The sequence below is a fragment of the Peribacillus sp. FSL P2-0133 genome (assembly GCF_037975445.1).
In the GTDB taxonomy this organism is placed as follows: Bacteria; Bacillota; Bacilli; order Bacillales; family DSM-1321; genus Peribacillus; species Peribacillus simplex_E.
Genome location: NZ_CP150254.1, coordinates 2474931 through 2495842, shown reverse-complemented (window position 1 = coordinate 2495842; position 20912 = coordinate 2474931). Strand labels below are relative to the sequence as shown.

The window sequence follows — 20912 nt, the reverse complement described above, 5'->3', positions numbered from 1 at the left end:
ATATAAGTAAAAAAGTTAGTTTGTCGAATTTTCTCTCTCTTCTCCCACCCTAACTCTTCCTTCAACTTAATACTAATATAGAAATGAGTATAAGTAAATAACAAGAAAGTTATTGTTTTTGATAAGTTTCTCTTATAGAAAAAAATCCCCCACATATTAAAGTGCATTTAGGAAGCCTTGCTGATATGCATTTTATTGAAAATACCCCTATTTGTGACCTGATAAATTATTCCAGCAAAACATCTTAGCACTTCATACATAATCATTCGACATTATCGCATTCTATGGGTGGAGGTGTCGAAATGACAAAACAAAAGGCAAATCATGTTATACCAGGTATGAATGCTGCAAAAGCGCAAGGTAATGGAGCTGGTTACAATGATGAACTGGGAAATGAACCGCCATTATCTGAAATGCAAAGGCAAAATAATAAAAAAAGAAAGAAAAACCAATGATTTCCCTCATTTCTAGGCGTTAAATAGGATAGGCTTTTTGAAATGGCAGATGTACTGCATTTTTCAAAAAGCCTATTCGATTCTAAAATCAGGAAACGCATAATTAAAGCGCATGAACTCACGATGATGGAACCTGTCACTCAATATTCCTCTGAATTGACCTCATTGACGATTGCCTGAATATCCTGTTCGAATTTTTTCAATTGTTCTTTCTGATGTTCTGAAGCGGTGATTAAAGCAGACTGTATTTGCTGATAGGCCTCGTTCACTTCCTGCTTCACATGTTTCAATTCCGTTCCGTAATCCGGTGCGTTCTTCTCAATGGATGAGTATACATCAAATACCTGTTGATAACTTTGCTGGGCTTCCTGGAAAGTCCTTCGCTTATCTTGTTTATCCTGCATTTGGGTTCATCTCCTTAATTAGTGTCCATCAATAGCATGTACGAGGTTTGCAAATATATGTATGTGAATAAAATTTCTCGGACTGATTATCTTAAGAGATAGGAGGGATAGCACATGAACAAAAACGATGGTAAAGATATTCGAAAAAATGCTCCTAAAGGAAATAACCCAGGTCAACCTGCACCGTTAAGCGGTTCTCATAAGGTGAAAAACAGACAGCACACCCGTCAGAAGCATAATAGCAGTCATGATATGTAAGCTGCTTAAATAATCGTTCCATAACAAAGCGGTGCCGCCCAGAAAAGGCAGACACCGCTTTCGTTTTATGTTTGTAGAGCAAATAAGTCCCAAAAAGAATTTTCGATTCTTTCCTATTATAAGGGCCACTGATTTTAACGTTTTAAGTCTTTGTCATTCCATTATTACAGTTCAGCCAATATAACGATGATATAACGTTTTTGCTTCGGCAATATCTTTTGTTCCATGAATCAATGCCCGCCCATCTTTAAAAACGACCAACCGATGGGCTCCGATCGTAAATGAAAGTAAATAAGGATTCCTTACGATCTTACCACCTTGTGCGAGAAGATTTTTTTCGATTTCCGCTAAGTCTCTTTCAAGATTCATCGCCGGCCGAATCTGGACAGAATCCCTTCCGCATAAAACGGCTGTTTTCGTTCGATTTGAATAGGAGAGATGGGGGTACGTTCGATTTGACCCGCATGACAAACAAGAATCTTTTTTTAATTGTGCTACATTTATGGATGAATGTTCATTTTTCCAAAGATCAAATGAAACAATTTTGTTTCTTAGTGACTCATAATCTTCTACAAGGATTTTTAATGCTTCCGCCATTTGTTGGGCAACGACTGTTTGAACAGCAGGGCTGATGATTCCCGCCGTATCACATGTCAATCCTCCCATTGGAACCGTTTCCAGCAAACAATTCAAACATGGGGTCACCTCTGGGATCACCGTGTAACTTATCCCATAACTCCCAACACAGGCCCCGTAAATCCAGGGTATGTTATATTTTTGCGCAGTATCATTAATAAGCATCCTCGTATCGAAATTATCAGTGGCATCCAATATTAAATCCACGCCTTCAACAAGCTTCGCCAGTTCATCAACCGAAACATCCGCCACATGCGATTTTACGATAACGTCCGAATTCAGTGCATTCAAACGATTCTTAGCCGCCACGGCTTTCGGTATTCTTTTTTTTGCATCATCTTCACAATAAAGCTGTTGTCTTTGAAGGTTGCTCCACTCTACATAATCTCTGTCCACAATGGTGAGTTTCCCAATTCCTGCTCGTACAAGACCTTCTGCACTTCCCGTACCGAGAGCACCCGCTCCAATCACCAAAACGTGTTTTTTGCGAATTTTCAATTGCCCTTCTTCCCCTATAGGGCCAAAAAGTTCTTGACGTGAATAACGTTCATTCATCCAATGCTCAATCCTTCAACTGGGCTGCTTGCTATCGCGTAATCATTTTTTGCGATTCTTCCTGCTTCATACCCTAATCGACCTGCCTCAATGGCCAGTTTCATTGCTTTCGCCATTTTGACGGGGTCTTTTGCGCCGGAAACAGCAGTGTTAAGCAATACGCCATCCGCCCCTAATTCCATGGCGATTGCCGCATCGGAGGGCGTCCCAATCCCTGCATCGACAATTACAGGAACCTCAGATTGTTCCATGATGAATCGTAAGTTCAGTGGGTTTATAATGCCTTGACCAGAGCCAATTGGTGAAGCGCCAGGCATGATTGCATGGCACCCCACTTCTTCCAGGCGCTTAGCGAGCAACACGTCATCCGAAGTATAGGGTAATACGGTGAATCCCAGTTTCACTAATTCTTCAGCAGCTTTTAAGGTTTCAATCGGATCAGGCAGCAGTGTTTTTTGACAGCCAATGACTTCTACCTTAATCATGTCACATAAGCCAGATGCCTTTGCAAGATGGGCTATGCGCACTGCTTCTTTGGCAGTTTTAGCTCCTGCTGTATTGGGAAGGAGTGTGTATTTTTTCAAATCAAGCTTTTCTAAAAAATTGGGCTGACTGGCTTCAAAAATATTCATTCTCCGGACCGCAAATGTTAATATTTCCGTCTCCGAAACCTCCACTGATTGCTTTTGAACATCGAAGTTTGGATACTTTCCTGTACCTAATAATAATCTTGAAGAAAATTCATAAGAACCTATCTTTAACATATCATCCGCCTCCTACAAAATGTACAATCTCTACCTTGTCTCCATTTGACAAAAGTGTTTCACTTAGACTTTCTTTTGCTAATATTTCATCATTCAATTCAACAATCACCACTTTTTGATGTAAATCAAAGTGTTGCAGAAGCCCTGTAACTGTTGATTCATCAGCAGGAATCCGTATTTTTTCCCCGTTAATAATCAATTCCAATTCATCCACCTCCATTAAGAAAAAAGAGTTTGTATCGAACGATCCAATCGAAAAGCGGACCATTCGACATTTGTCTTCCTTTCTAAAAGATCAGCTATAAGTACACCTGTAATTGGAGAAAGCAAGATGCCATTCCTGTAGTGCCCCGTTGCAATGAAAAGTCCTTTGTATGCTGGATGTTCACCAAAGTATGGCAAGCCGTCCCCAGTTTGGGGGCGTATACCTGCCCATGTCTTTTCCAATTCCGTTCCTTTAATCGCCGGAAGCAATTGCGTTGCCTTTTCTATTAACGTAGAAATCCCGTCAAGACTTACCTTTTGATCGAAAGTGTTCGCTTTAACCGTTGCCCCGACAATGATTCTTCCACCAACTTTGGGCACAAGATAACAGCCATGTGAGAAGATTGTCTTTTCAAGCAATGGACGATCGGTCAGGACGGAAAAGCACTCACCCTTTACTGGATAACTGTCGAGTCTCATCCCTGTTTTTTCAAGGAGGAAAGCACTCCAAGCCCCACCTGCCACGATGACATTTTCACTTGAAAATCCACCTATGTTCGTGACCACTCCAGTCACACATCCGTTTTCCGTAACTAAATCGGAGACATGAACAAACTCCTTTATATCTACACCAAGGGCAGCTGCAGATTCAGTAAATGCGAGCGACAGCCTAGTGGCTGAAACTTGTCCATCCTTCGGAATGAACATGGCCCCCTTAATCTCATCCGATAGAAGCGGTTCCGTTTTTCTTATTTCTGCAGTCGATAGCCATTCAGCCTCAAGTCCCGCTTCTTGCTGGACTTTGATCATGTTCTTCAACTCGGCTACCTGATCATTCGTTAGCGCCACCTTAAACATGCCCTTGTTCACAAATTCGATGTCTATTCCACTTATGTCTTTTAATTCTTCCGCCAGTGCAGGAAACATCCCCCTGCTGCGGCTTGCCAATGTAAAAAGCGGGTTATCCGCATCCAACTCGGATTGTGCCCCTAACATCCCGGCTGCAGCACTGGATGCTTTACTGGCGAGTCTATCTTTTTCCAATAAAAGGACCTTTTTACCTCGTTTGGCTAATTGAAAAGCGATGGATCCACCTATTACTCCTCCCCCAACAATGATTGCATCATATATGGAATTCATCTTATGTCTCCTTTCCCAAAGACTTCGAATATTCTTTAACGGCTTTAATCGGATTTTCAGATTCAAGCACACCTGACATGACGGCAATTCCCCGTACCCCCGCATCCAGCACGACTTGGCAATTGAAAGGTGTTACTCCGCCTATCGCAATTATCGGAAGATTGACATTTCTTGTGATTGCATGAAGCTCCTTAACTCCCTTAGGAGGAAGTCCGATTTTTGAATCCGTTTCAAAAACATGTCCATAAATCGCGTAATTGGCTCCTTTGCTGAATGCGGCTTTCGCTTCATCCATGGAATGGATCGAACAGCCAACATTCATCCCTGGAAAAGCTCCTTTTACGACTCCCGCATCTAAACTATGAAAAGCCAATTGCACACCAAATACTTTGTGTACCCAGGCTACATCCACCCGGTCATTTATGACGATCTTAGATAGCGGAATCTTATTATCATGTAACAGGGTCACTGCTCGATAGAGTTCCGACGCACTCATCTGCTTTTCCCTTAAATAAAAGAAATCAACATGTTCCTGAATGTTTGAAGCGATCTCAACAAACTTTTCAATTGGCTGTTTCCCAGTAGAAATAATATGCAATTCATGTGCATTCATACTAAGAACCCCTAACTAGTAAAGTTACAATCTCATAAAATCAAATAGATACTAACGGGAATTGAATCGATAGATAAAAGCCGGCCAACAGCAGGATGATAAAATACAAAATGAAACCATGATCCTTTTTTGAAAATCCAAATTCATAAAAGTATGTTCGATCCCGAGTGTCTGTAAATCGCTTTGCCTCCATCGCAACCGCGATTCGGTGAGCACGTCTGATGCTTCCGGATAACAACGGGATGGAATAGGCTTTCATTTTAAAATATACCGATCTTATCCCTTTTCCCCTTTCGAAACCGCGTACCTTCATCGCGTTTCGTATCGTTTGGAACTCCTCCATCATGATGGGAATCAGCCTTAATGCCGCCATGAAACTATAGGCATATTTCGGTTTAAGCTTAACTTGCTGCATTAACGAATAAAACAAGTTCACTGGCCTCGTCGTTAATGAAAAAGTTAAACCAAGAGCCGCAAAGAACAAAGCTCGAAAGCCCACCAGTAAACCCCTCATGAAACTTTCTTCTGTAATCGATATCAGGCCCCACTCAAACCAAAGCGTCTCACCTTGCCCGAATAATATCATTGCGGAAGAGGTGGATATAAAAATGAAACAAAAGGGAATCGACAAAAGTAAGATTCGTTTTATCGAATGCCCGGTAAAAAACAAAAATAAAAGTAATACGCCAATGGTGATATTCATCATATAATTCAGGTCATGAATGAATAACGCCACGATGCATAACACAATCAGTACACCAAGTTTAAGGCTTGGATTAATTCTATGGAGCCATGTTTCTGCATTTGAAACATTCATCTACATGACACTCCTTTTAACTTTGGTCTCCAATAATCCTGATTGCGCAATGTTTTCATCACTTATTACGTTTCCGTCCTTAACCGTCCAGATCCTTGTTGCAAAGTTCTTTGAAATATGATCATCATGAGTTACCATGATCACTGTTATTCCGCGCCTTCGATATTCCTCAAACCATTCCAGTAATGCAAAGGTATTTTTCGAATCTTGGCCAAAGGTTGGCTCATCAAGTAGAATGATTTTTTTGTCTATTACGATTGAAGCAGCTACGCTTAAGCGACGCTTTTGACCCATTGATAATTGAAACGGATGTTTATCCCGATGCGCCTCAAGGCGGAACACTTTAAGCAATGATTGGACTCTCTCATCTATTTCTTGTTGCGGCCTTTTGTCAATTCGCAATGAATAGGCAATCTCTTCATATACAGTATTTGCAACGAACTGAAACTCGGGATTTTGAAAGACAAACGTCATATGATCCGTTGGGTTTTTCACCCTTTTAATGGGGGTCCCCATTAATTCATACTTACCATTCGTTTTTATGAACTGCATCAGTGCATGCAAAAGAGTACTCTTCCCCGCGCCATTTTCTCCCCTGATTACAATCCATTCCCCTGAATGAACCTTCAGCTCTTCAACCTTGATTTTTTCCTCTTTATTCCGAAAACCGCTAAATCCTTGCACATGCATAAGGAGTGAACCATCTGTAAATTTGTGTTCACGAATTGGTGCATACTCATTTACATATTCATCCCAAACACCAGGGAACCAAATTCCATGTTCTTTCATTTCATTTTTATATTGTGAAAGAATGGTGTCTCTTGGACCATCAGCCATGATTTGACCTTCATCGTTTAAAAGCACGATTCGTTCGATGAATTCTAAAACATGGTCAATTTTATGCTCGACGATAATAACCGTTTTGTCTCGTCCGACTTCCTTCAATAAGTCCCAGATTTCTTTTGTTCCTTCCGGATCAAGCATGGCGGTCGGTTCATCTAAAAATATTACTTCTGGTTCAAGGGCCAATACTGAAGCGATTGCCAGACGCTGTTTCATCCCGCCTGATAATGTTTCTATACTTGTATGGCCTAGGTTCAATCCTACTTTACGGAAATGATTTTGGATCTTCTCTCTCATTTCTTCTCTAGGGATGGAAAGATTCTCAAGTACGAAGGCAATTTCCTCATCGGCAAATGGCATGCAAAACTGACTATCAGGGTCTTGAAAAACATATCCCCATGAAGAAGGGCATTTCAATTTATCCGCTTTCATCGGTACTTCGATGGAATTCGGAATCAATCCGCTTAACACTTGCAGAAGTGTGGATTTACCACACCCTGATGGTCCCAACAATAACACTTTTTCTCCTTTATCAAACGATAAGGATAGATCCTTGAATATCAAAGATTCATCACCGGGAAATTTCATTCTTAACTTCTCAACTGAAACGATTGGTTCCATGGCCCTCAACCTCTACTTTTGATCCAGTTCTGCATAATCTTTACTTGTAACCGGACGAACAAGATTGGTTACTCCTGTTGCTTCCAGAACCTTGACTAGATAATAGGCAGTCACACCTGCAAAGAATATGGAACCCACAAACCTCGCTATCATGAACAACAAAAGATTCCAAGTAGAAAGCGCACCTATTTCCCCGTATGCAAAATCCATTATTACTGATGCAAGGCAGGAAGCTATCGCAGCTAAAACAGCCACCGACATATTGAATTTTTTATATTTGAACGCCATGAACACCAGCTCCGCGAACAAACCTTGGACCACCCCATATAACAGTACGGTCAGCCCCCAAGGAGAACCTAGAAAGAATTCCCCGGAAGCTGCAGCAATCTCCGCCAAAAGTGCCACACCCGGTTTCCGTAAAATTAAAAAGGCGACGGGACCAGCTATAAACCACATTCCATAAATAAGTTGATCCAGATGTAATCCTAATGGTTTAACGGAATAGTAAATCGAACCCCAAAGGATATAAACGATTCCAAATGCTACCGCAATCACGATCGTGACTAATATATCAGTTAATTTCAATCCTTTTTTCATTATTTCATTCTCCTTTATACTTCTAGTGTTTCCTGATGCACAGGCCATGTCTCTAAACGATAAGCCATTTCCCAAAATGAGTATTCATATTGGCTGCTAAGGATAAAATGCTCTTTCATTCTCTCCTTATCTTCGTCTGTTACTTTTTCAGCAATCTCATCAAGCCTCGCAATTTGTTCTTCCACCAAAGTGCGGAACCACTCTCCTCCGTAAGCCGCTATCCATTCTTGATAAATCGGCTCTTCGGGTACGCACCCTTGCAGCTTTTCACCTATTTCATAATACAGCCAGTAACACGGCAAGATAGCTGCAATAACATCCCCTAAATGTCCCGAATAAGCTGCACGATACATATGGGAAGTATAAGCATAAGCAGTCGGGGCAGGTTTGAACTTTTCCCTTTCTTCTTTTGTGATGCCTAATCTCTCAGAAAAATTCTCATGAAGCCTCAACTCCGCTTCATATGTTCCTTGTGCATGGCCGGCAAGCCTGCTTGTTGTATGTAAATCTGTAGCTTTTACTGCCCCTAAAGCTTGAACCCTGGCAAAATGAGATAAATAATAGGCATCTTGCATGACATAAAAACGAAAACACTCCAATGGTAATGTGCCATCTCCTATTCCTGCAACAAACGGGTGATTAAAACTAGCTTCCCAAATATGATCAACTTCCCGACGAATTTCCTCTGAAAACTTCATGTCCATTACCTCCAAATTGTATTTTTCAATGAATCTTACAGAAAAAAACCTTTATCACCCCATTTTTTGCAAACAAAAAACCACTTTCTTAAACGTAAAGAAAGTGGTTGTACTTGAAAAAATACAGAAACGTATTGTTCCAGACCCCACTTCCCTACGCTGGTATAAACCAGATCAGGTTCTAAGGGTCTTAAAGTCATACTTTAATCTCAGCTTCTGCGGTAAAATCAACTTTTACCTATAAAGCACCCCTAGTGGTACAAATTGTATATTTAATTTTCATTTGCCTTTATATTAACACGATAAATCCAATTGTCAAACGTATTAGAAAAAGTTTTCAACCTAATGCTTTAGGTTTACTAGCCTTTCAATCTTGCATAACCACCTAACTTGATTGATTAAACCATTGTTAATCCACCATTTACGGAAAGAGTTTGCCCCGTAATATACCCGGCATCTTCCGAAACGAAATAGGCAACGGCATTGGCAATGTCCTCTGGTTGAGCTAGCCGACGAAATGGAATCGCTTTTTCCAAGGCGCCTGCTATACCTTCATTATAAGAGCCTATTTCTTGAAATAGGGGCGTATCAGCAGGACCTGGCGCAATACAATTGATGTTGAGTTTGTGACGTGCCATTTCTCTTGCTATCGTTTTTGTGAAGGCAATCACCCCTCCCTTAGCAGCCGAATAAACTGCCTCTCCACTTGATCCTACTCTAGCTGCATCGGATGCAATATTCACTACCTTTCCGTAACCATTTTCAATCATGAGAGGTAAAATTTCCTTGCAAGTATGGATCTGCCCAAGTAAATTAATATCGATAATCCTTTTCCAAGTGCTAGGATCACTTTTTAAAAAAGGTTCCACCTTATCCCAGCCTGCATTATTAACCAATATATCTATTCTATGATAATGGTTCACTGATTCTTCAACGGCTTTTTTAACACTTTCTAATTTCGTTACATCACAATGGACCGCTCTAGCTTCAAAACCCGACTTTTCGATTAAAGAAACCGTTTCCTCAGCATTTTTATGATTTATATCAGCCACTATGATGTTAAAATTGCGAGAAGCCAATTTTTTTGCAATCTCTCTGCCAATTCCGCTTCCAGCACCGGTAATAAATGCCATTCTTTTATTCATCATATTTCCCTCCGCTTTCACCATTTAGTCAATATGGATTTATTTAAACTGCTTATATATTGTCGATTATCTTTTCATTTATCATTTCCCGGAGCCGGAATTTCTGGATTTTCCCGCTTGCCGTACGAGGAAAATCATCCATTATTTCAAGAAATTCAGGCCAATATTGTTTGGCCAAACCCTTTTCCGAGAGAAATTCCTGCATGGAATCCATCGTGATCGGGCTCTTGCCCGTTTTCATGCTGATACATGCACATGCTTTTTCCTGAAGACGGGAATCTGGAACCGCAATAACCTGAGCACTAGAAATATCCGGGTGTTCATATAATACATTTTCTACATAAGCGACTGGAATATTTTCACCGCCACGTATGATTATGTCTTTGTTTCTTCCAGAAATTCGAATATATCCGTCTTCATCCATGAATGCTCGATCACCGGTAATGAACCATCCGTCACTATACTCAGCTAAAGTATCATCGATCCGTTTAAAATAGCCGACAAAAAGAGCCGGACCCTTTACTAATAAAGAGCCTTCTATATTCGGGGCACAGACCTCCCCTTCAAAATCGACGACCTTTAGTTCCATTCCCGGAAACGGAATTCCATCGGTATTCGTCAGTTTTTCTTCTGGATCTTCAAGTCTCGTCAAGGTTACCAAGCCATCTTCTGTTTGCCCCCATCCTGACAATATCTTGAACGGTACTTTTTCCATGGCTTCCTTTACTAAATGCCTGGGAATCGGGGCACCTAAAGCTACGAAGACTCGTAGCGAATTAAGGTCATACCTTTCTATCCCCTCCATTTGAACCGTATCTTGCAGAAAAGGAGTAGCTCCGGCCGTAAACGTTATCTTTTCCCTCTCAACCCATTCAATAAACTCTCTCGGATTCCAAATGTCTTGATAGACTCCCGTACCTCCAATATGAGTAGGGAGCCTAACTCCATAACCAAAACCTGTTTGATGGGCGAACGTTGACGCCATGAAAAGAACATCATCGGATGTTAAATGTAGGCGGTCAATCCAATAATTCGTTGATATACAAAGAGTATTATGTGTATGCATAACTCCTTTTGGACTCCCTGTGGTTCCCGAGGTAAAGATAATTTCAGTCACATCATTAGGGTCATGTGTGATTTCATCCAAAATGGATGAATCCATCCTGTCTTCCCAAGGTTCCTCAAATAAGGAGGAGAACAGTTTCATCCCATTCGGCGCACTGTCACCAATCACATATATATGTTTCATTGATGGCCATTGATGACTTAGTCTTTCAATCATGTCAGGGTAATAAAACCCACGGAAATACTCTGGTACAACAATCATTTTAGATTCTGCCATCCCAACCATATAGCCAATTTCCCTATCTCGATAAATAGGTATCAATGGATTGCTAATGGCACCGATTCTTGTAATAGCATAGTGCAAGATTATAAATTCATTCCAGTTAGGCAGTTGAAAAGAGACAACATCCCCCTTACCCAATCCTATATGCAAGAGACCCAAAGCGATCCGATCGACCAACTTACCAAGCTGCTTATAAGTAAAACTACTTTTTTTATCGATAATCGCCATCTTATCTGGATGCTTTACTATAGCATCATTCAAGTAATCCAAGATGGTTCGGTTTGGCCAAACGCCTTGAAATTCCCCCACATATTCCTGAGTCAAAACCGTCTCCAATTTCACCAGTTTTCATCCCCCTCATCAACCTCTGAATTTTTTAAAATCTACAGGCCTCTTTTCTAGGAAGGCGTTTTTTCCTTCTTCCGATTCTTTTGTATTGTAAAACATCGCTAAACTGCCCATCGATAGTTGAGAAATCCCTTGAATGTTAGCACTATCTGCATTAAAGGAATATTTGAGCATTTTTAGCGCAGTAGGACTCTTATCAAGGATCTTTCTTGCCCATTCTTCTGCTGCCTCGTGCAGTTGTTCCGAGGCAACGATTTTGTTTACAAGTCCCATTTCTTTTGCTTCTTGTGCAGAATATTGTTCACATAAATACCAGATTTCCCTTGCTTTCTTTTCTCCGACAATCCGTGCTAAATAAGCTGAACCAAAACCTGCATCATAACTACCGACCTTTGGCCCACTCTGGCCAAATTTTGCCGTGTCAGATGCAATTGTTAGGTCACAAATGACATGAAGGACATGCCCGCCTCCGATGGCAAACCCATTAACCGCTGCAATGACCGGCTTAGGAATGTTGCGGATCGTTTGGTGCAGCGTTTCGATTTCCAGTCCCATTCCACCTCCTAAACCACCCGAATGATTATATCCCCCTTCCTCTCCCTTTTCTTTTTGATCTCCACCTACACAAAATGCCTTCTCACCTGCTCCAGTCAGAATCACTATACCAACACGATTATCATCCCAAGCGTCCCGGAAAGCCCAAATTAATTCCTGAATGGTTCTGGCACGAAAAGCATTGTAAACTTTAGGTCTGTTCATTGTTATCTTTGCAATTCCACCTTTTTTTTCATAGATTACATCTGTTAATTCCATCGTTTTCATTCCCTTCATTATCTTAGTCTATTAAGAATGTTTTGCCTTGTATCACATCAATTCACTGTTAATTGCGAACTTAATCGGTACCTAATACGACTGTAAATAATTTCGATTTCTTCGTAATATTTTCCGTTTCAACTGAATGTAAAAATACTAATCCATTGGATTAATGAGAACGGAACTCCTTTCCTATAATGTCCTTTGCAATGACCATCATATTGGCTTGTGCAGTGCCATCACCAATTTCCAACCCAATCACATCACGCAAGCGTTGCTCAAGAGGCATTTCCTTCGTATAAGCATAATGACCATTCAACAGTAAACATTCATGGATAGCTTCTACACTATATTTAGGACCTAACCACTTAACGGAAGCCGATTCTTTACTATGATTCAGCCCTTGGTCACGAAGCCAAAGTCCTCGGTAGGCTTGCCACTTCACCAGTTCTAATTGGGTATAGTGGGTCACAATGGGGAAGGAGACCCCTTGATATGTCGCCAACGGTTTACCAAATGAATGTCTGATTTTCACATATTCGATGGTTTCATCGATACTTTGTGAAGCGGTGCCCACACATTGCAGCCCTATTAACAGCCGACTTAAATCGAACCCATTCATCACTTGGGAAAACCCTTTATTTTGAAGACCGATCATATACTCTTCCGGAATCTCTACATCGGTTAAATATATCGAACCTCTTCCAATGGGGATATTCCCCATGTCCGTGTACCCTCTACATTCAACACCCGGAATATCGGCAGGAACCAGGAAAGCACTTATCCCTCGATTTCCCCATTCAGGTTCCGTCTTTGCAAATAAAACAAAGGCATCTCCACACATAGCTACACTTATTCCAGACTTTTCTCCATTAAGCACATACTTATTTCCTTTATGTACAGCTGTTGTTTTAATTCCGCCTGCATCCGTACCGGCGGATGGCTCCGTAATGGCAATGCCAACAATTTTTTCACCACTTGATATTTTGGGAAGCCACTCCTTTTTCAGTTCCTCGCTAGCATGATTATTGATAATTTCACCGATTAATGCATTCAACATCACCGCGTAAGTGAGATTGAAATCACCACGACCTATCTCCTCAGCAGCTATCCCCGTTGTCACACAGTCCGCACCGCTTCCGCCATATTCCACTGGAATCCGAAGACCATTCACGCCAAGTTCCCCCAGCTTTTTCCACAAATGTTTTGGAGTAATCTCTTCGCGATCCCATTTTGTATAATGCGGAAGCAACTCTTCCTTCGCAAATTCTTTCAATATTTTACGAAAATAATCTTGCTCTTCCGTGAAAGAAAAATTCAGCACATCATTACCCCCCTGATTAATTACTAATTTATCTGACACCTATATTTTGAACATTCTACGAAACATGAAACCTCTTACATGAAAAACTATTATTGCAAGATGTGTGCCAACTTGAATCCGCTACAAATTTGGCTATAGTTTCCAAAACCTTTCGCATGTTTGCATTTTTCTCATTTATGCAAATCAAATTTGCGAAACTTCAAAAAAAATACACACTTTATAAGTGTGCTCTAATGGTTACCCTGATTACATTTCATTGGATGATACAGCTATTTCAATTTGTATTTAGCAATTTTCCTATATAAACTAGCAACATGAATTTTCAGCTTTTGAGCTGCTAAAGAACGATCACCTTCCGAATCTTTTAATGCTCGCTGAATGGCGGATTTTTCAGCATTACCTACAACTTCATCCAACGTACCGGACATAGAATTATCCATAGATGAGGGAACCTCCAATATGAAATTAGGTGTAAAATATAAAGAATCCAGAGTTAGAGTCCCTCCATCTACGATATTCATTCCCCGTTCGATTATCGCTTTGATTTCACGGATGTTACCAGGCCATTCATATTGGATAAGCCAATCTTGGAGTTTAGGATCAATTTCTTTCACATTGGACCCTAACTTGTTATTGAAATACTCGATGAAATGATATGCCAGAGGAAGAATATCTTCGTGCCGCTCCCTTAAAGAAGGAATTTTCAATTCAAAAACATAAAGTCGATAATATAAATCTTGGCGGAATTTCCCTTCTTGAATAAGGGTTCTTAAATCCCTGTTCGTCGCTGCGATAATACGTATATCAACATTTTTAGTCCCCGTCCCGCCTAGTCTTTCCACTTCCCTTTCCTGTAAAACTCGTAATAGCTTTCCTTGAGCCTGATAAGGCAATTCAGAAATCTCATCTAAAAACAACGTACCATTTTGGGCTAATTCTATTTTTCCAGGCTTACCTTCTTTTTTCGCCCCGCTAAAAGCGCCAGCTTCATAACCAAAAATCTCCGATTCAAATAATTCATCTGGAATCGCGGCACAATTTACCGGCACAAAAGGCTGTGCTTTTCTTGTACTCAAACTATGGATCGCTTGGGCAAAAAGTTCCTTTCCCGTTCCCGTTTCCCCTGTAAGCAGTACTGTTGAACTGCTAGTAGCTATTCTGGCGGCCAGCTCTTTTACCCTCTCTATCTCCTTACTCTTTCCAACAATCTCTTCGAAGCTATATCGACTTTGAACCACGGAATTTTTCTTGGCTTTATTCTTCTCCAAAGTGTTGGCAAAATACACTAAATCACTGTATTCCAGTTCGTCTTGGCGGATTATTATGGTATAGATGGTATCAGCTTCTCGTCGAAATACCCTTATAAAACAAGAATGTCCGCTGATCACACCAGAAAACACATGTTTGTGGGCCAGACCTATCAAAGAAAAGTTGGAAGAAGTGTGAATGACTCTCGTAATGGACTTTCCTATCAAATCAGTCGGCATAATCATGAAATATTCATAAAAATCAGCAGTGGCGCCTATAATTCTTCCATTTTCATCAACTTCAATTGATCCCCAATTCCTTATTACGTTTTTAACATTTTCCATTCACATCACCTAATACCTTGATTACTTAAAACAAAGATTACAACTTGACCCTTAATGACTTCAATTCCTGCCTGATTAAAGCAAGTCACCTTTTGCGTAACCCAATCTCTATTCAAATTAATATCAATGACCTCCAGTTCCGCTGAAATCATATCGCCTATATGTACTGGATGATAAAAGACCAATTCCTTTTGTAAAAGTATACAGGCACTACCAGGGAGTTTTTCACTGATCACTTGAGTGATAAGGCCTTCCGTTAACAAACCAGGTACAACCGGCTTGCTGAAATTACTTTTCCATGCTTCTTTATTCACTTGATAAATCGGACTGTAATCTTTTGTTAATTCATTACATAATTTTACGTCAGATTCATTAAATGTACGTTGCATACTAGCAACCTGGCCGATGAACAAATCAGTGATTGTTAAACTCATAACACCGCTCCTTACTTTTTCAGAATATTCAATTTTAATATAATACTAACTATACATAACTTTCCTCTGAAATACTATAAAATGGGAGTTCGTTTGTAGTTTTACTCGCGAATTTGGAAGGTTTACCCTTGAGCTTGGCCTTTTTACTCATGAATTTGGATGGTTACACATGAAATTGATTGGTTTACCAGTGAGTTCACCCGGTTTACTTTGTGAATTTGGGTGACTTACTTGTGAATTTGACGGTTTTACTCGTGAGTTTAGATAGTTTACTCGTGAATTCAGCCGGTTTACTCGTGAGTTTGGACGATTTACTCGTGAATTCTTTTATTTTCTAAAAAATTGCCTATATGTCAGGAAACAGTCTGCATGCTGTCCACTGACATATAGGCAATCTACTAAAGAACAATATTATACATTCGATGTTGCTTTTAGTTTTATATTTTCCTCGATCTGCGGTTTATCATAGCTGCCAAACCTCTCTTTCACAACGAGTAACGCCAGGGCAGCCATTATGCTCGGGACCGTGAAGGCCATAAATGCATTTTGTGGCGAATAATTTGCAGCCAGCAATAATCCTATTAATGTAGGGGCAAAAATCGCTCCAATTCTACCAAAAGCCAAGGCCCAACCTATCCCGGTTGTCCTAATCTCACGCGGATAATATTCGGATATATACGTATTGGCCAAATTCATCGTGCCAACTGTACAGGCGCCTCCAAAGGCGATCAGAATATATAATGCTAGTACATTTGAGGTCAATCCTAATATGACAAAACAGACGGTACCTATGGCACAGAGGGATACAAGTACTCTTCTATGGCCTATTTTCCCAACCAAGTACCCTCCAATTATTGATCCGCCAATTTGTCCTATTCCCGATATAAGATTGAAAGATAAACTGGATGATAGGCCGTATCCGGACTGCTGCATGATTTTGGGTAACCATGTATTGAGTCCGTATACCATAAGTAAACAATTAAAGGCAGCTACCCAAAAAGCAAAAGTGCTAAGAGTACGCTTATTTTCAAAGAGCTTCTTGACTGGAAAGCCCTTTGCCCTTTCTTGGACTTTGGCAAACTCATAATCGTCCGACTCTTTATAGTCGCCGTCTGGGTCAATGCGATTCAGAATTCCAGCAAGCTTTGCTCCTTGTTTTCGAATAACATAATAGGAAAGCGATTCAGGAAATTGCTTCATGAAGAATGGCAGTGCCAGTAAGGGAAGAGCCCCTATCCAATATAAAACCCTCCAACTCATTTGTTCCATCACATACATTCCAATTAAAGAAGCAAGTATGCTTCCGATAGAATAACCACAGTACATAGTGGTTACAATGAGCACCTTATTCTTTTTGGGTGAGTATTCCGCCATTAAGGAGATGACATTTGGCATTAATCCTCCCATTCCCAAGGCTGCTATAAATCGCATAACCGAGAAAAAGGCAGGATTCGGGGCAAAACTTGAAAGTAATGTAAAAACACTGAATAAACATATACAAATGGCAAGCACTTTTTTCCTCCCTAGTTTATCCGCCAGGGGGGCAAAAATGAGGGCTCCCACCATCATTCCGAACAAAGAATAACTTGCTATTCCGCCAGCTTCAACGGGCGTCAAGTTCCATTCCTCCATCATCAAAGGTAAACCTACTCCGTACATGGCTATATCAAATCCATCGAAGGTAATTGCGAACAAACACCACATAAAGACCATTAAGTGAAAACGGCCAAATCTACTATTACCTACCACTTCCGAAGCATTAACTTCACGCAATTAATTCCCTCCCCTTTGCCATATTTCACGATATAACATGTAATGTCAGTTTCCCTAGTTCACCGTAATCTGCTATAATTTCATCGTTTGCCTGTATGGTAACGGCATCTGTAATTCCGCCTACCAATACAATCATTCCAGCCTGAATGGAAAGTCCTTCACGGCTAATCATTTTTACAAGTTCCACAATCGAGTGAATCGGATGATCGAGTACAGCTTCTCCAAGACCCCTCTTTTGCATTTCACCATTTTGATAAAGCGTAACTTCTGCTTGAGCCCAGTCCGTATGGTACGGAGAATAAGCTTGATTGCTAAGCAGGATTTTGGCTGAGGATGCGTTATCCGCTACTACATCGGTAAGTGTAAAAGAAAAATTTTTATAACGGCTGTCAATAACTTCCAGAGCGAGGAATACACATTCTACAGCCGGCCAGACATCTTTCGCCGTTATATTTGCATCTTTCAATTCATCCTTGAACAAAAAAGCAAATTCAGGTTCCACTCTCGGATGAATGAGTTCCCCAACTTTTAATACTGGTTTAGTTAGTTCCATTGCAGATGTCAACCTGCCATAGATTGCTTCCTCTACCCCTACTTGCTTTTGTTTGGCTTTGCTCGTCAAGCCCATCTTCCACCCGATGAATCTGTTATCACCAGTGATCGTCTCATTTATGCTCAACTTCTGAATTTCATATGCTTGATTTACTGTTAGTTCAGGATTGGATAATGTAAGCTTATCCATTTCACGTCCGCTTTTTTGCGATTCGGCTACCCGTTTTGCTAGTTGATCTAGTTTCATCTTAAAGTCCCTTCTTTCTGAAAAACCATTTGCTCAGCTACTTCAATTATGGTATCTTCCTGACCGCCAACCACTTTTTGTCGACCAAGCTCCAGCAAAATATCCCGGGCATCAACTCCATACTTTTTCGCCGCTTTATTTGCATGCAATAAAAAGCTGGAGTACACGCCACTATAACCCATGATTAAACTAGAGCCTGTTATTTCCTGGGGCTTGGGCATGATTGTATTTCCAACTTCCTCCGAAAGATCGAGCATTTTATATAAGTCAATTTCGGTACAGATACCCATCTTATCCAGAACGGCAACAAGCACTTCCGTCTGGGTATTACCAGCCCCTGCACCGAGACAGCGGATGCTGCCATCGATTCTATTCGCCCCTTCTTCAATTGCCATAAGCGAATTTGCCACAGCTAGCGATAAGTTATTATGAGCATGAAAACCAATATCGATATTCAGCTTTGATCTTAATAACTGGATCCGCGTCTTCACATCTTGGGGCAAAAAAGATCCTGCGGAATCAACAACATACACAGCATCCGCTCCATAGGATTCCATTAATATGGCTTGTTCAAGAAGTTTTTCCGGAGATGCCATGTGAGACATCATTAAAAACCCGATTGCTTCCATACCGAGATGTTTCGCAGCTTCCAGATGTTGCTTTGAGACATCCGCTTCGGTTACGTGGGTTGCAATCCGCGCCATTTTCGCCCCAACTTGAGCCGCTTCCCTTAATTGGTCGATCGTCCCTATACCAGGGATTAAAAGTACTGAAATAACGGATTGGCCTGCAGCTTCAACAGCGGCTTCCACCAATTCAATATCATTAACTTTTGAAAAACCATATTGTAAGGATGATCCGCCCAGGCCATCTCCATGCGACACTTCAATATAAGGGATACCTGCTGCACTGAGTTTCCCAGTCATGTTTTTTACTTGATCGATGGTGAATTGATGTGCCACTACATGGCTCCCATCCCGCAATGCAACTTCAGTCACCAATACATCTTTACTCAAATGAACCCCACCTTTATAGTTCCGATTACCTTTTTCAAACAAATTGTTCGAATTGGCTTTTAGCGATCTCTTCCCCTACTTTTACTGCTGAAGCCGTCATTATATCTAAATTACCGGCATATACGGGAAGAAAATCCCCTAACCCTTTCACTTCAAGAAAGACCGTTATTTGTTTCCCATCACATATCGGCTCTGTCTTCAGGCGGTACCCTGGAACATATTCAGATACTTTTTCCGCCATCTTATTTATGGACGTTGTTATTTCCTTCACATCATAAGAATCCGATTGAAGCAGACAATGAATGGTATCCCTCATGATGAGTGGCGGCTCGGCCGGATTTAGCAGAATGATAGCTTTTCCTTTTTTCGCTCCACCCACCTGTTCCAGGGCCCTTGCCGTTGTTTGGGTGAATTCATCAATATTGGCACGGGTTCCGGGACCGGCACTCCTGCTGGAAATTGTCGCTATTATTTCGGCATATTCGACCTGTGCTACTTGACTGATCGCATGAACGATGGGGATTGTCGCCTGTCCGCCGCATGTAATCATGTTAACAACCGCCTCATTCAAATTTTCTTTTAAGTTCACGGAAGGAACGATAAACGGTCCGATTGCGGCAGGCGTCAAGTCTATCAGCTTCTTGTTCATCTTTTTCAAGGCTTTGCAGTGATAAACATGCGCCTTCGCAGATGTGGCATCGAATAAAATGTCTGCAAGTTCCGGCCTTTCCAAAAAACCATCCATGCCATTTTCAATGACATGATGTCCGTGCATCCTAGCCTTCTTCAAACCCTCTGATTCCGTGTCGATACCAATCATTACCGACATTTCGAGAACATCCGACCGATGAATTTTCATCATTAAGTCCGTGCCGATATTCCCTGATCCAATAATGCCTACTTTTAGTTTTTTCAAAGCCGCTGGCCTCCTTTCACTCAAAATTAACCGAAACCTTTCCAAGTTTTTCTCCAAAGTCAGCAGAAAAACGGTCACCTGGTTTCGCTTCGATTGCTGCGGATAACGCACCGGACAAAATTACTTCGCCCGCATTCAATGAACCTTTAAACCCATGCAGTTTATTTGCCAGCCAGGCTACGCAAGTTGCTGGATTTCCAAGTACTGCTTCACCTGTTCCTTGGTTCATGAATTCGCCATTTTTATAAAGGCTCATTTGAATGGAAGGAAGGTCGATTTCACTCAAGTGAATTTTGCGATCTCCCAGAATATATAGGCCCGATGATGCATTATCCGCCACAGTGTCCGGAAGTTTAATCTTCCAGTCCATCACCCGGCTATCAACCACTTCAATCGAAGCAACCACATAATCAGTGGCATCGATTACATCATTAACCGTAATATTGGGACCATGTAGATCTTTCTTTAAAATAAAAGCTACTTCTGCCTCCACTTTCGGTTGGATCAACCGCAGACTCGAAATACAGCCATTATTTTCTATTTTCATTACATCAAGTAAATGTCCGTAATCTGGTTCATTCACTCCCAGAACCTCCTGCATAGCCTTTGAAGTCAAGCCTATTTTCTTACCTGATACTTCCAGACCGGACTGGGTTTTCCTTCGAATGGTTTCAAGCTGAATTTGGTAGGCATCCTCCACATCCAAATCGGGAATTTCACTGGTGGGGGCCGAAATCCCTATTCCTGTTTTTTCCGCTTTCAAAAACCTGGCAGACCATTCTGTTAAACTAACGTTCAT

Annotated in this window: 23 protein-coding genes and 1 riboswitch; of the genes, 2 read left to right on the top strand and 21 right to left on the bottom strand. The window is 41.0% G+C overall.

The genetic code is table 11. From position 1 onward, the window contains the following. Positions 1-302: 302 nt before the first annotated feature. The gene (gene sspO, locus MKY17_RS11970) at positions 303-455 is read left to right on the top strand and encodes a small acid-soluble spore protein O (RefSeq protein WP_034312428.1); all 153 of its coding nucleotides are present in this window, start codon (positions 303-305) and stop codon (positions 453-455) included. A gap of 140 nt (positions 456-595) precedes the next feature. Here the strand turns inward: sspO and MKY17_RS11965 are convergent, their stop codons facing one another. After that, complete coding sequence (locus tag MKY17_RS11965) at positions 596-859, bottom strand: hypothetical protein (RefSeq protein ID WP_098371884.1); 264 nt, start codon at positions 857-859, stop codon at positions 596-598. 114 nt (positions 860-973) lie between these two features. On the opposite strand from MKY17_RS11965, the gene MKY17_RS11960 reads away from it, so the two are divergent. Then, positions 974-1117: a small acid-soluble spore protein P gene (locus MKY17_RS11960; RefSeq protein ID WP_063233544.1), complete on the top strand. Its 144-nt coding sequence runs from the start codon at positions 974-976 to the stop codon at positions 1115-1117. 171 nt (positions 1118-1288) lie between these two features. Here the strand turns inward: MKY17_RS11960 and MKY17_RS11955 are convergent, their stop codons facing one another. From MKY17_RS11955 to MKY17_RS11860, 20 genes are all read right to left on the bottom strand, one after another. Further along, positions 1289-2308, bottom strand: a complete 1020-nt coding sequence (locus tag MKY17_RS11955; RefSeq protein ID WP_098371883.1) for a thiazole biosynthesis adenylyltransferase ThiF — start codon at positions 2306-2308, stop codon at positions 1289-1291. Then, positions 2305-3072: a thiazole synthase gene (locus MKY17_RS11950; protein WP_076371424.1), complete on the bottom strand. Its 768-nt coding sequence runs from the start codon at positions 3070-3072 to the stop codon at positions 2305-2307. The genes MKY17_RS11955 and MKY17_RS11950 overlap by 4 nt, the downstream gene beginning before the upstream one ends. A gap of 1 nt (position 3073) precedes the next feature. Further along, positions 3074-3277, bottom strand: a complete 204-nt coding sequence (gene thiS / locus MKY17_RS11945) for a sulfur carrier protein ThiS (RefSeq protein WP_076371426.1) — start codon at positions 3275-3277, stop codon at positions 3074-3076. Positions 3278-3291: 14 nt separating this feature from the next. Next, a complete protein-coding gene (thiO, locus tag MKY17_RS11940) occupies positions 3292-4416 on the bottom strand; it encodes a glycine oxidase ThiO (protein ID WP_098371882.1) in 1125 nt (374 codons plus the stop codon). A gap of 1 nt (position 4417) precedes the next feature. Beyond that, on the bottom strand, positions 4418-5029 hold the full coding sequence (locus MKY17_RS11935; RefSeq protein WP_098371881.1) for a thiamine phosphate synthase: 612 nt from the start codon (positions 5027-5029) through the stop codon (positions 4418-4420). Between the two features lie 40 nt (positions 5030-5069). Further along, positions 5070-5846 (bottom strand): energy-coupling factor transporter transmembrane component T, encoded by a 777-nt coding sequence (locus MKY17_RS11930; protein WP_098371880.1) that lies wholly within the window; start codon positions 5844-5846, stop codon positions 5070-5072. After that, positions 5847-7310: an ABC transporter ATP-binding protein gene (locus MKY17_RS11925; RefSeq protein WP_098371879.1), complete on the bottom strand. Its 1464-nt coding sequence runs from the start codon at positions 7308-7310 to the stop codon at positions 5847-5849. It lies immediately after the preceding gene. Between the two features lie 12 nt (positions 7311-7322). After that, positions 7323-7907, bottom strand: coding sequence for an ECF transporter S component (locus tag MKY17_RS11920; protein WP_098371878.1), 585 nt, complete (start codon positions 7905-7907; stop codon positions 7323-7325). Positions 7908-7921: 14 nt separating this feature from the next. Then, the gene (gene tenA / locus MKY17_RS11915; protein WP_098371877.1) at positions 7922-8605 is read right to left on the bottom strand and encodes a thiaminase II; all 684 of its coding nucleotides are present in this window, start codon (positions 8603-8605) and stop codon (positions 7922-7924) included. Positions 8606-8739: 134 nt separating this feature from the next. Continuing rightward, positions 8740-8868: riboswitch (TPP riboswitch) on the bottom strand. A 135-nt stretch (positions 8869-9003) separates the two neighbouring features. Then, on the bottom strand, positions 9004-9750 hold the full coding sequence (locus MKY17_RS11910) for an SDR family NAD(P)-dependent oxidoreductase (protein ID WP_218925114.1): 747 nt from the start codon (positions 9748-9750) through the stop codon (positions 9004-9006). Between the two features lie 52 nt (positions 9751-9802). Continuing rightward, positions 9803-11440, bottom strand: a complete 1638-nt coding sequence (locus MKY17_RS11905) for an AMP-binding protein (protein ID WP_098371875.1) — start codon at positions 11438-11440, stop codon at positions 9803-9805. A gap of 18 nt (positions 11441-11458) precedes the next feature. Continuing rightward, on the bottom strand, positions 11459-12259 hold the full coding sequence (menB, locus tag MKY17_RS11900; protein WP_098371874.1) for a 1,4-dihydroxy-2-naphthoyl-CoA synthase: 801 nt from the start codon (positions 12257-12259) through the stop codon (positions 11459-11461). Positions 12260-12428: 169 nt separating this feature from the next. Next, positions 12429-13583 carry an acyl-CoA dehydrogenase family protein gene (locus MKY17_RS11895; RefSeq protein WP_286177065.1) on the bottom strand — a complete coding sequence of 385 codons (1155 nt, stop codon included), beginning with the start codon at positions 13581-13583 and terminating at the stop codon, positions 12429-12431. Positions 13584-13852: 269 nt separating this feature from the next. After that, positions 13853-15175 carry a sigma 54-interacting transcriptional regulator gene (locus tag MKY17_RS11890; protein WP_339201956.1) on the bottom strand — a complete coding sequence of 441 codons (1323 nt, stop codon included), beginning with the start codon at positions 15173-15175 and terminating at the stop codon, positions 13853-13855. A 5-nt stretch (positions 15176-15180) separates the two neighbouring features. Beyond that, complete coding sequence (locus tag MKY17_RS11885) at positions 15181-15609, bottom strand: MaoC/PaaZ C-terminal domain-containing protein (RefSeq protein WP_098371872.1); 429 nt, start codon at positions 15607-15609, stop codon at positions 15181-15183. Positions 15610-16020: 411 nt separating this feature from the next. Next, a complete protein-coding gene (locus tag MKY17_RS11880) occupies positions 16021-17382 on the bottom strand; it encodes an aromatic acid/H+ symport family MFS transporter (protein WP_286177064.1) in 1362 nt (453 codons plus the stop codon). Positions 17383-17407: 25 nt separating this feature from the next. Beyond that, positions 17408-18181 (bottom strand): fumarylacetoacetate hydrolase family protein, encoded by a 774-nt coding sequence (locus MKY17_RS11875; RefSeq protein ID WP_098371871.1) that lies wholly within the window; start codon positions 18179-18181, stop codon positions 17408-17410. Continuing rightward, entirely contained in the window at positions 18178-19197 is a 1020-nt protein-coding gene (dmpG, locus tag MKY17_RS11870; protein ID WP_098372009.1) for a 4-hydroxy-2-oxovalerate aldolase, read from the bottom strand. Before dmpG ends, MKY17_RS11875 begins: the two co-directional genes overlap by 4 nt. Positions 19198-19231: 34 nt before the next feature. Then, positions 19232-20113 carry an acetaldehyde dehydrogenase (acetylating) gene (locus MKY17_RS11865; protein ID WP_098371870.1) on the bottom strand — a complete coding sequence of 294 codons (882 nt, stop codon included), beginning with the start codon at positions 20111-20113 and terminating at the stop codon, positions 19232-19234. A gap of 16 nt (positions 20114-20129) precedes the next feature. Further along, positions 20130-20912: a 2-keto-4-pentenoate hydratase gene (locus MKY17_RS11860; RefSeq protein WP_098371869.1), complete on the bottom strand. Its 783-nt coding sequence runs from the start codon at positions 20910-20912 to the stop codon at positions 20130-20132.

Excerpts from the sequence above, each read along its gene's own strand:
- sspO (WP_034312428.1), top strand. The coding sequence starts at position 303 with ATGACAAAACAAAAGGCAAATCATGTTATACCAGGTATGAATGCTGCA.
- MKY17_RS11965 (WP_098371884.1), bottom strand. The coding sequence starts at position 859 with ATGCAGGATAAACAAGATAAGCGAAGGACTTTCCAGGAAGCCCAGCAA.
- MKY17_RS11960 (WP_063233544.1), top strand. The coding sequence starts at position 974 with ATGAACAAAAACGATGGTAAAGATATTCGAAAAAATGCTCCTAAAGGA.
- MKY17_RS11955 (WP_098371883.1), bottom strand. The coding sequence starts at position 2,308 with ATGAATGAACGTTATTCACGTCAAGAACTTTTTGGCCCTATAGGGGAA.
- MKY17_RS11950 (WP_076371424.1), bottom strand. The coding sequence starts at position 3,072 with ATGTTAAAGATAGGTTCTTATGAATTTTCTTCAAGATTATTATTAGGT.
- thiO (WP_098371882.1), bottom strand. The coding sequence starts at position 4,416 with ATGAATTCCATATATGATGCAATCATTGTTGGGGGAGGAGTAATAGGT.
- MKY17_RS11935 (WP_098371881.1), bottom strand. The coding sequence starts at position 5,029 with ATGAATGCACATGAATTGCATATTATTTCTACTGGGAAACAGCCAATT.
- MKY17_RS11930 (WP_098371880.1), bottom strand. The coding sequence starts at position 5,846 with ATGAATGTTTCAAATGCAGAAACATGGCTCCATAGAATTAATCCAAGC.
- MKY17_RS11925 (WP_098371879.1), bottom strand. The coding sequence starts at position 7,310 with ATGGAACCAATCGTTTCAGTTGAGAAGTTAAGAATGAAATTTCCCGGT.
- MKY17_RS11920 (WP_098371878.1), bottom strand. The coding sequence starts at position 7,907 with ATGAAAAAAGGATTGAAATTAACTGATATATTAGTCACGATCGTGATT.
- tenA (WP_098371877.1), bottom strand. The coding sequence starts at position 8,605 with ATGAAGTTTTCAGAGGAAATTCGTCGGGAAGTTGATCATATTTGGGAA.
- MKY17_RS11910 (WP_218925114.1), bottom strand. The coding sequence starts at position 9,750 with ATGAATAAAAGAATGGCATTTATTACCGGTGCTGGAAGCGGAATTGGC.
- menB (WP_098371874.1), bottom strand. The coding sequence starts at position 12,259 with ATGGAATTAACAGATGTAATCTATGAAAAAAAAGGTGGAATTGCAAAG.
- MKY17_RS11890 (WP_339201956.1), bottom strand. The coding sequence starts at position 15,175 with ATGGAAAATGTTAAAAACGTAATAAGGAATTGGGGATCAATTGAAGTT.
- MKY17_RS11885 (WP_098371872.1), bottom strand. The coding sequence starts at position 15,609 with ATGAGTTTAACAATCACTGATTTGTTCATCGGCCAGGTTGCTAGTATG.
- MKY17_RS11875 (WP_098371871.1), bottom strand. The coding sequence starts at position 18,181 with ATGAAACTAGATCAACTAGCAAAACGGGTAGCCGAATCGCAAAAAAGC.
- MKY17_RS11860 (WP_098371869.1), bottom strand. The coding sequence starts at position 20,912 with ATGAACGTTAGTTTAACAGAATGGTCTGCCAGGTTTTTGAAAGCGGAA.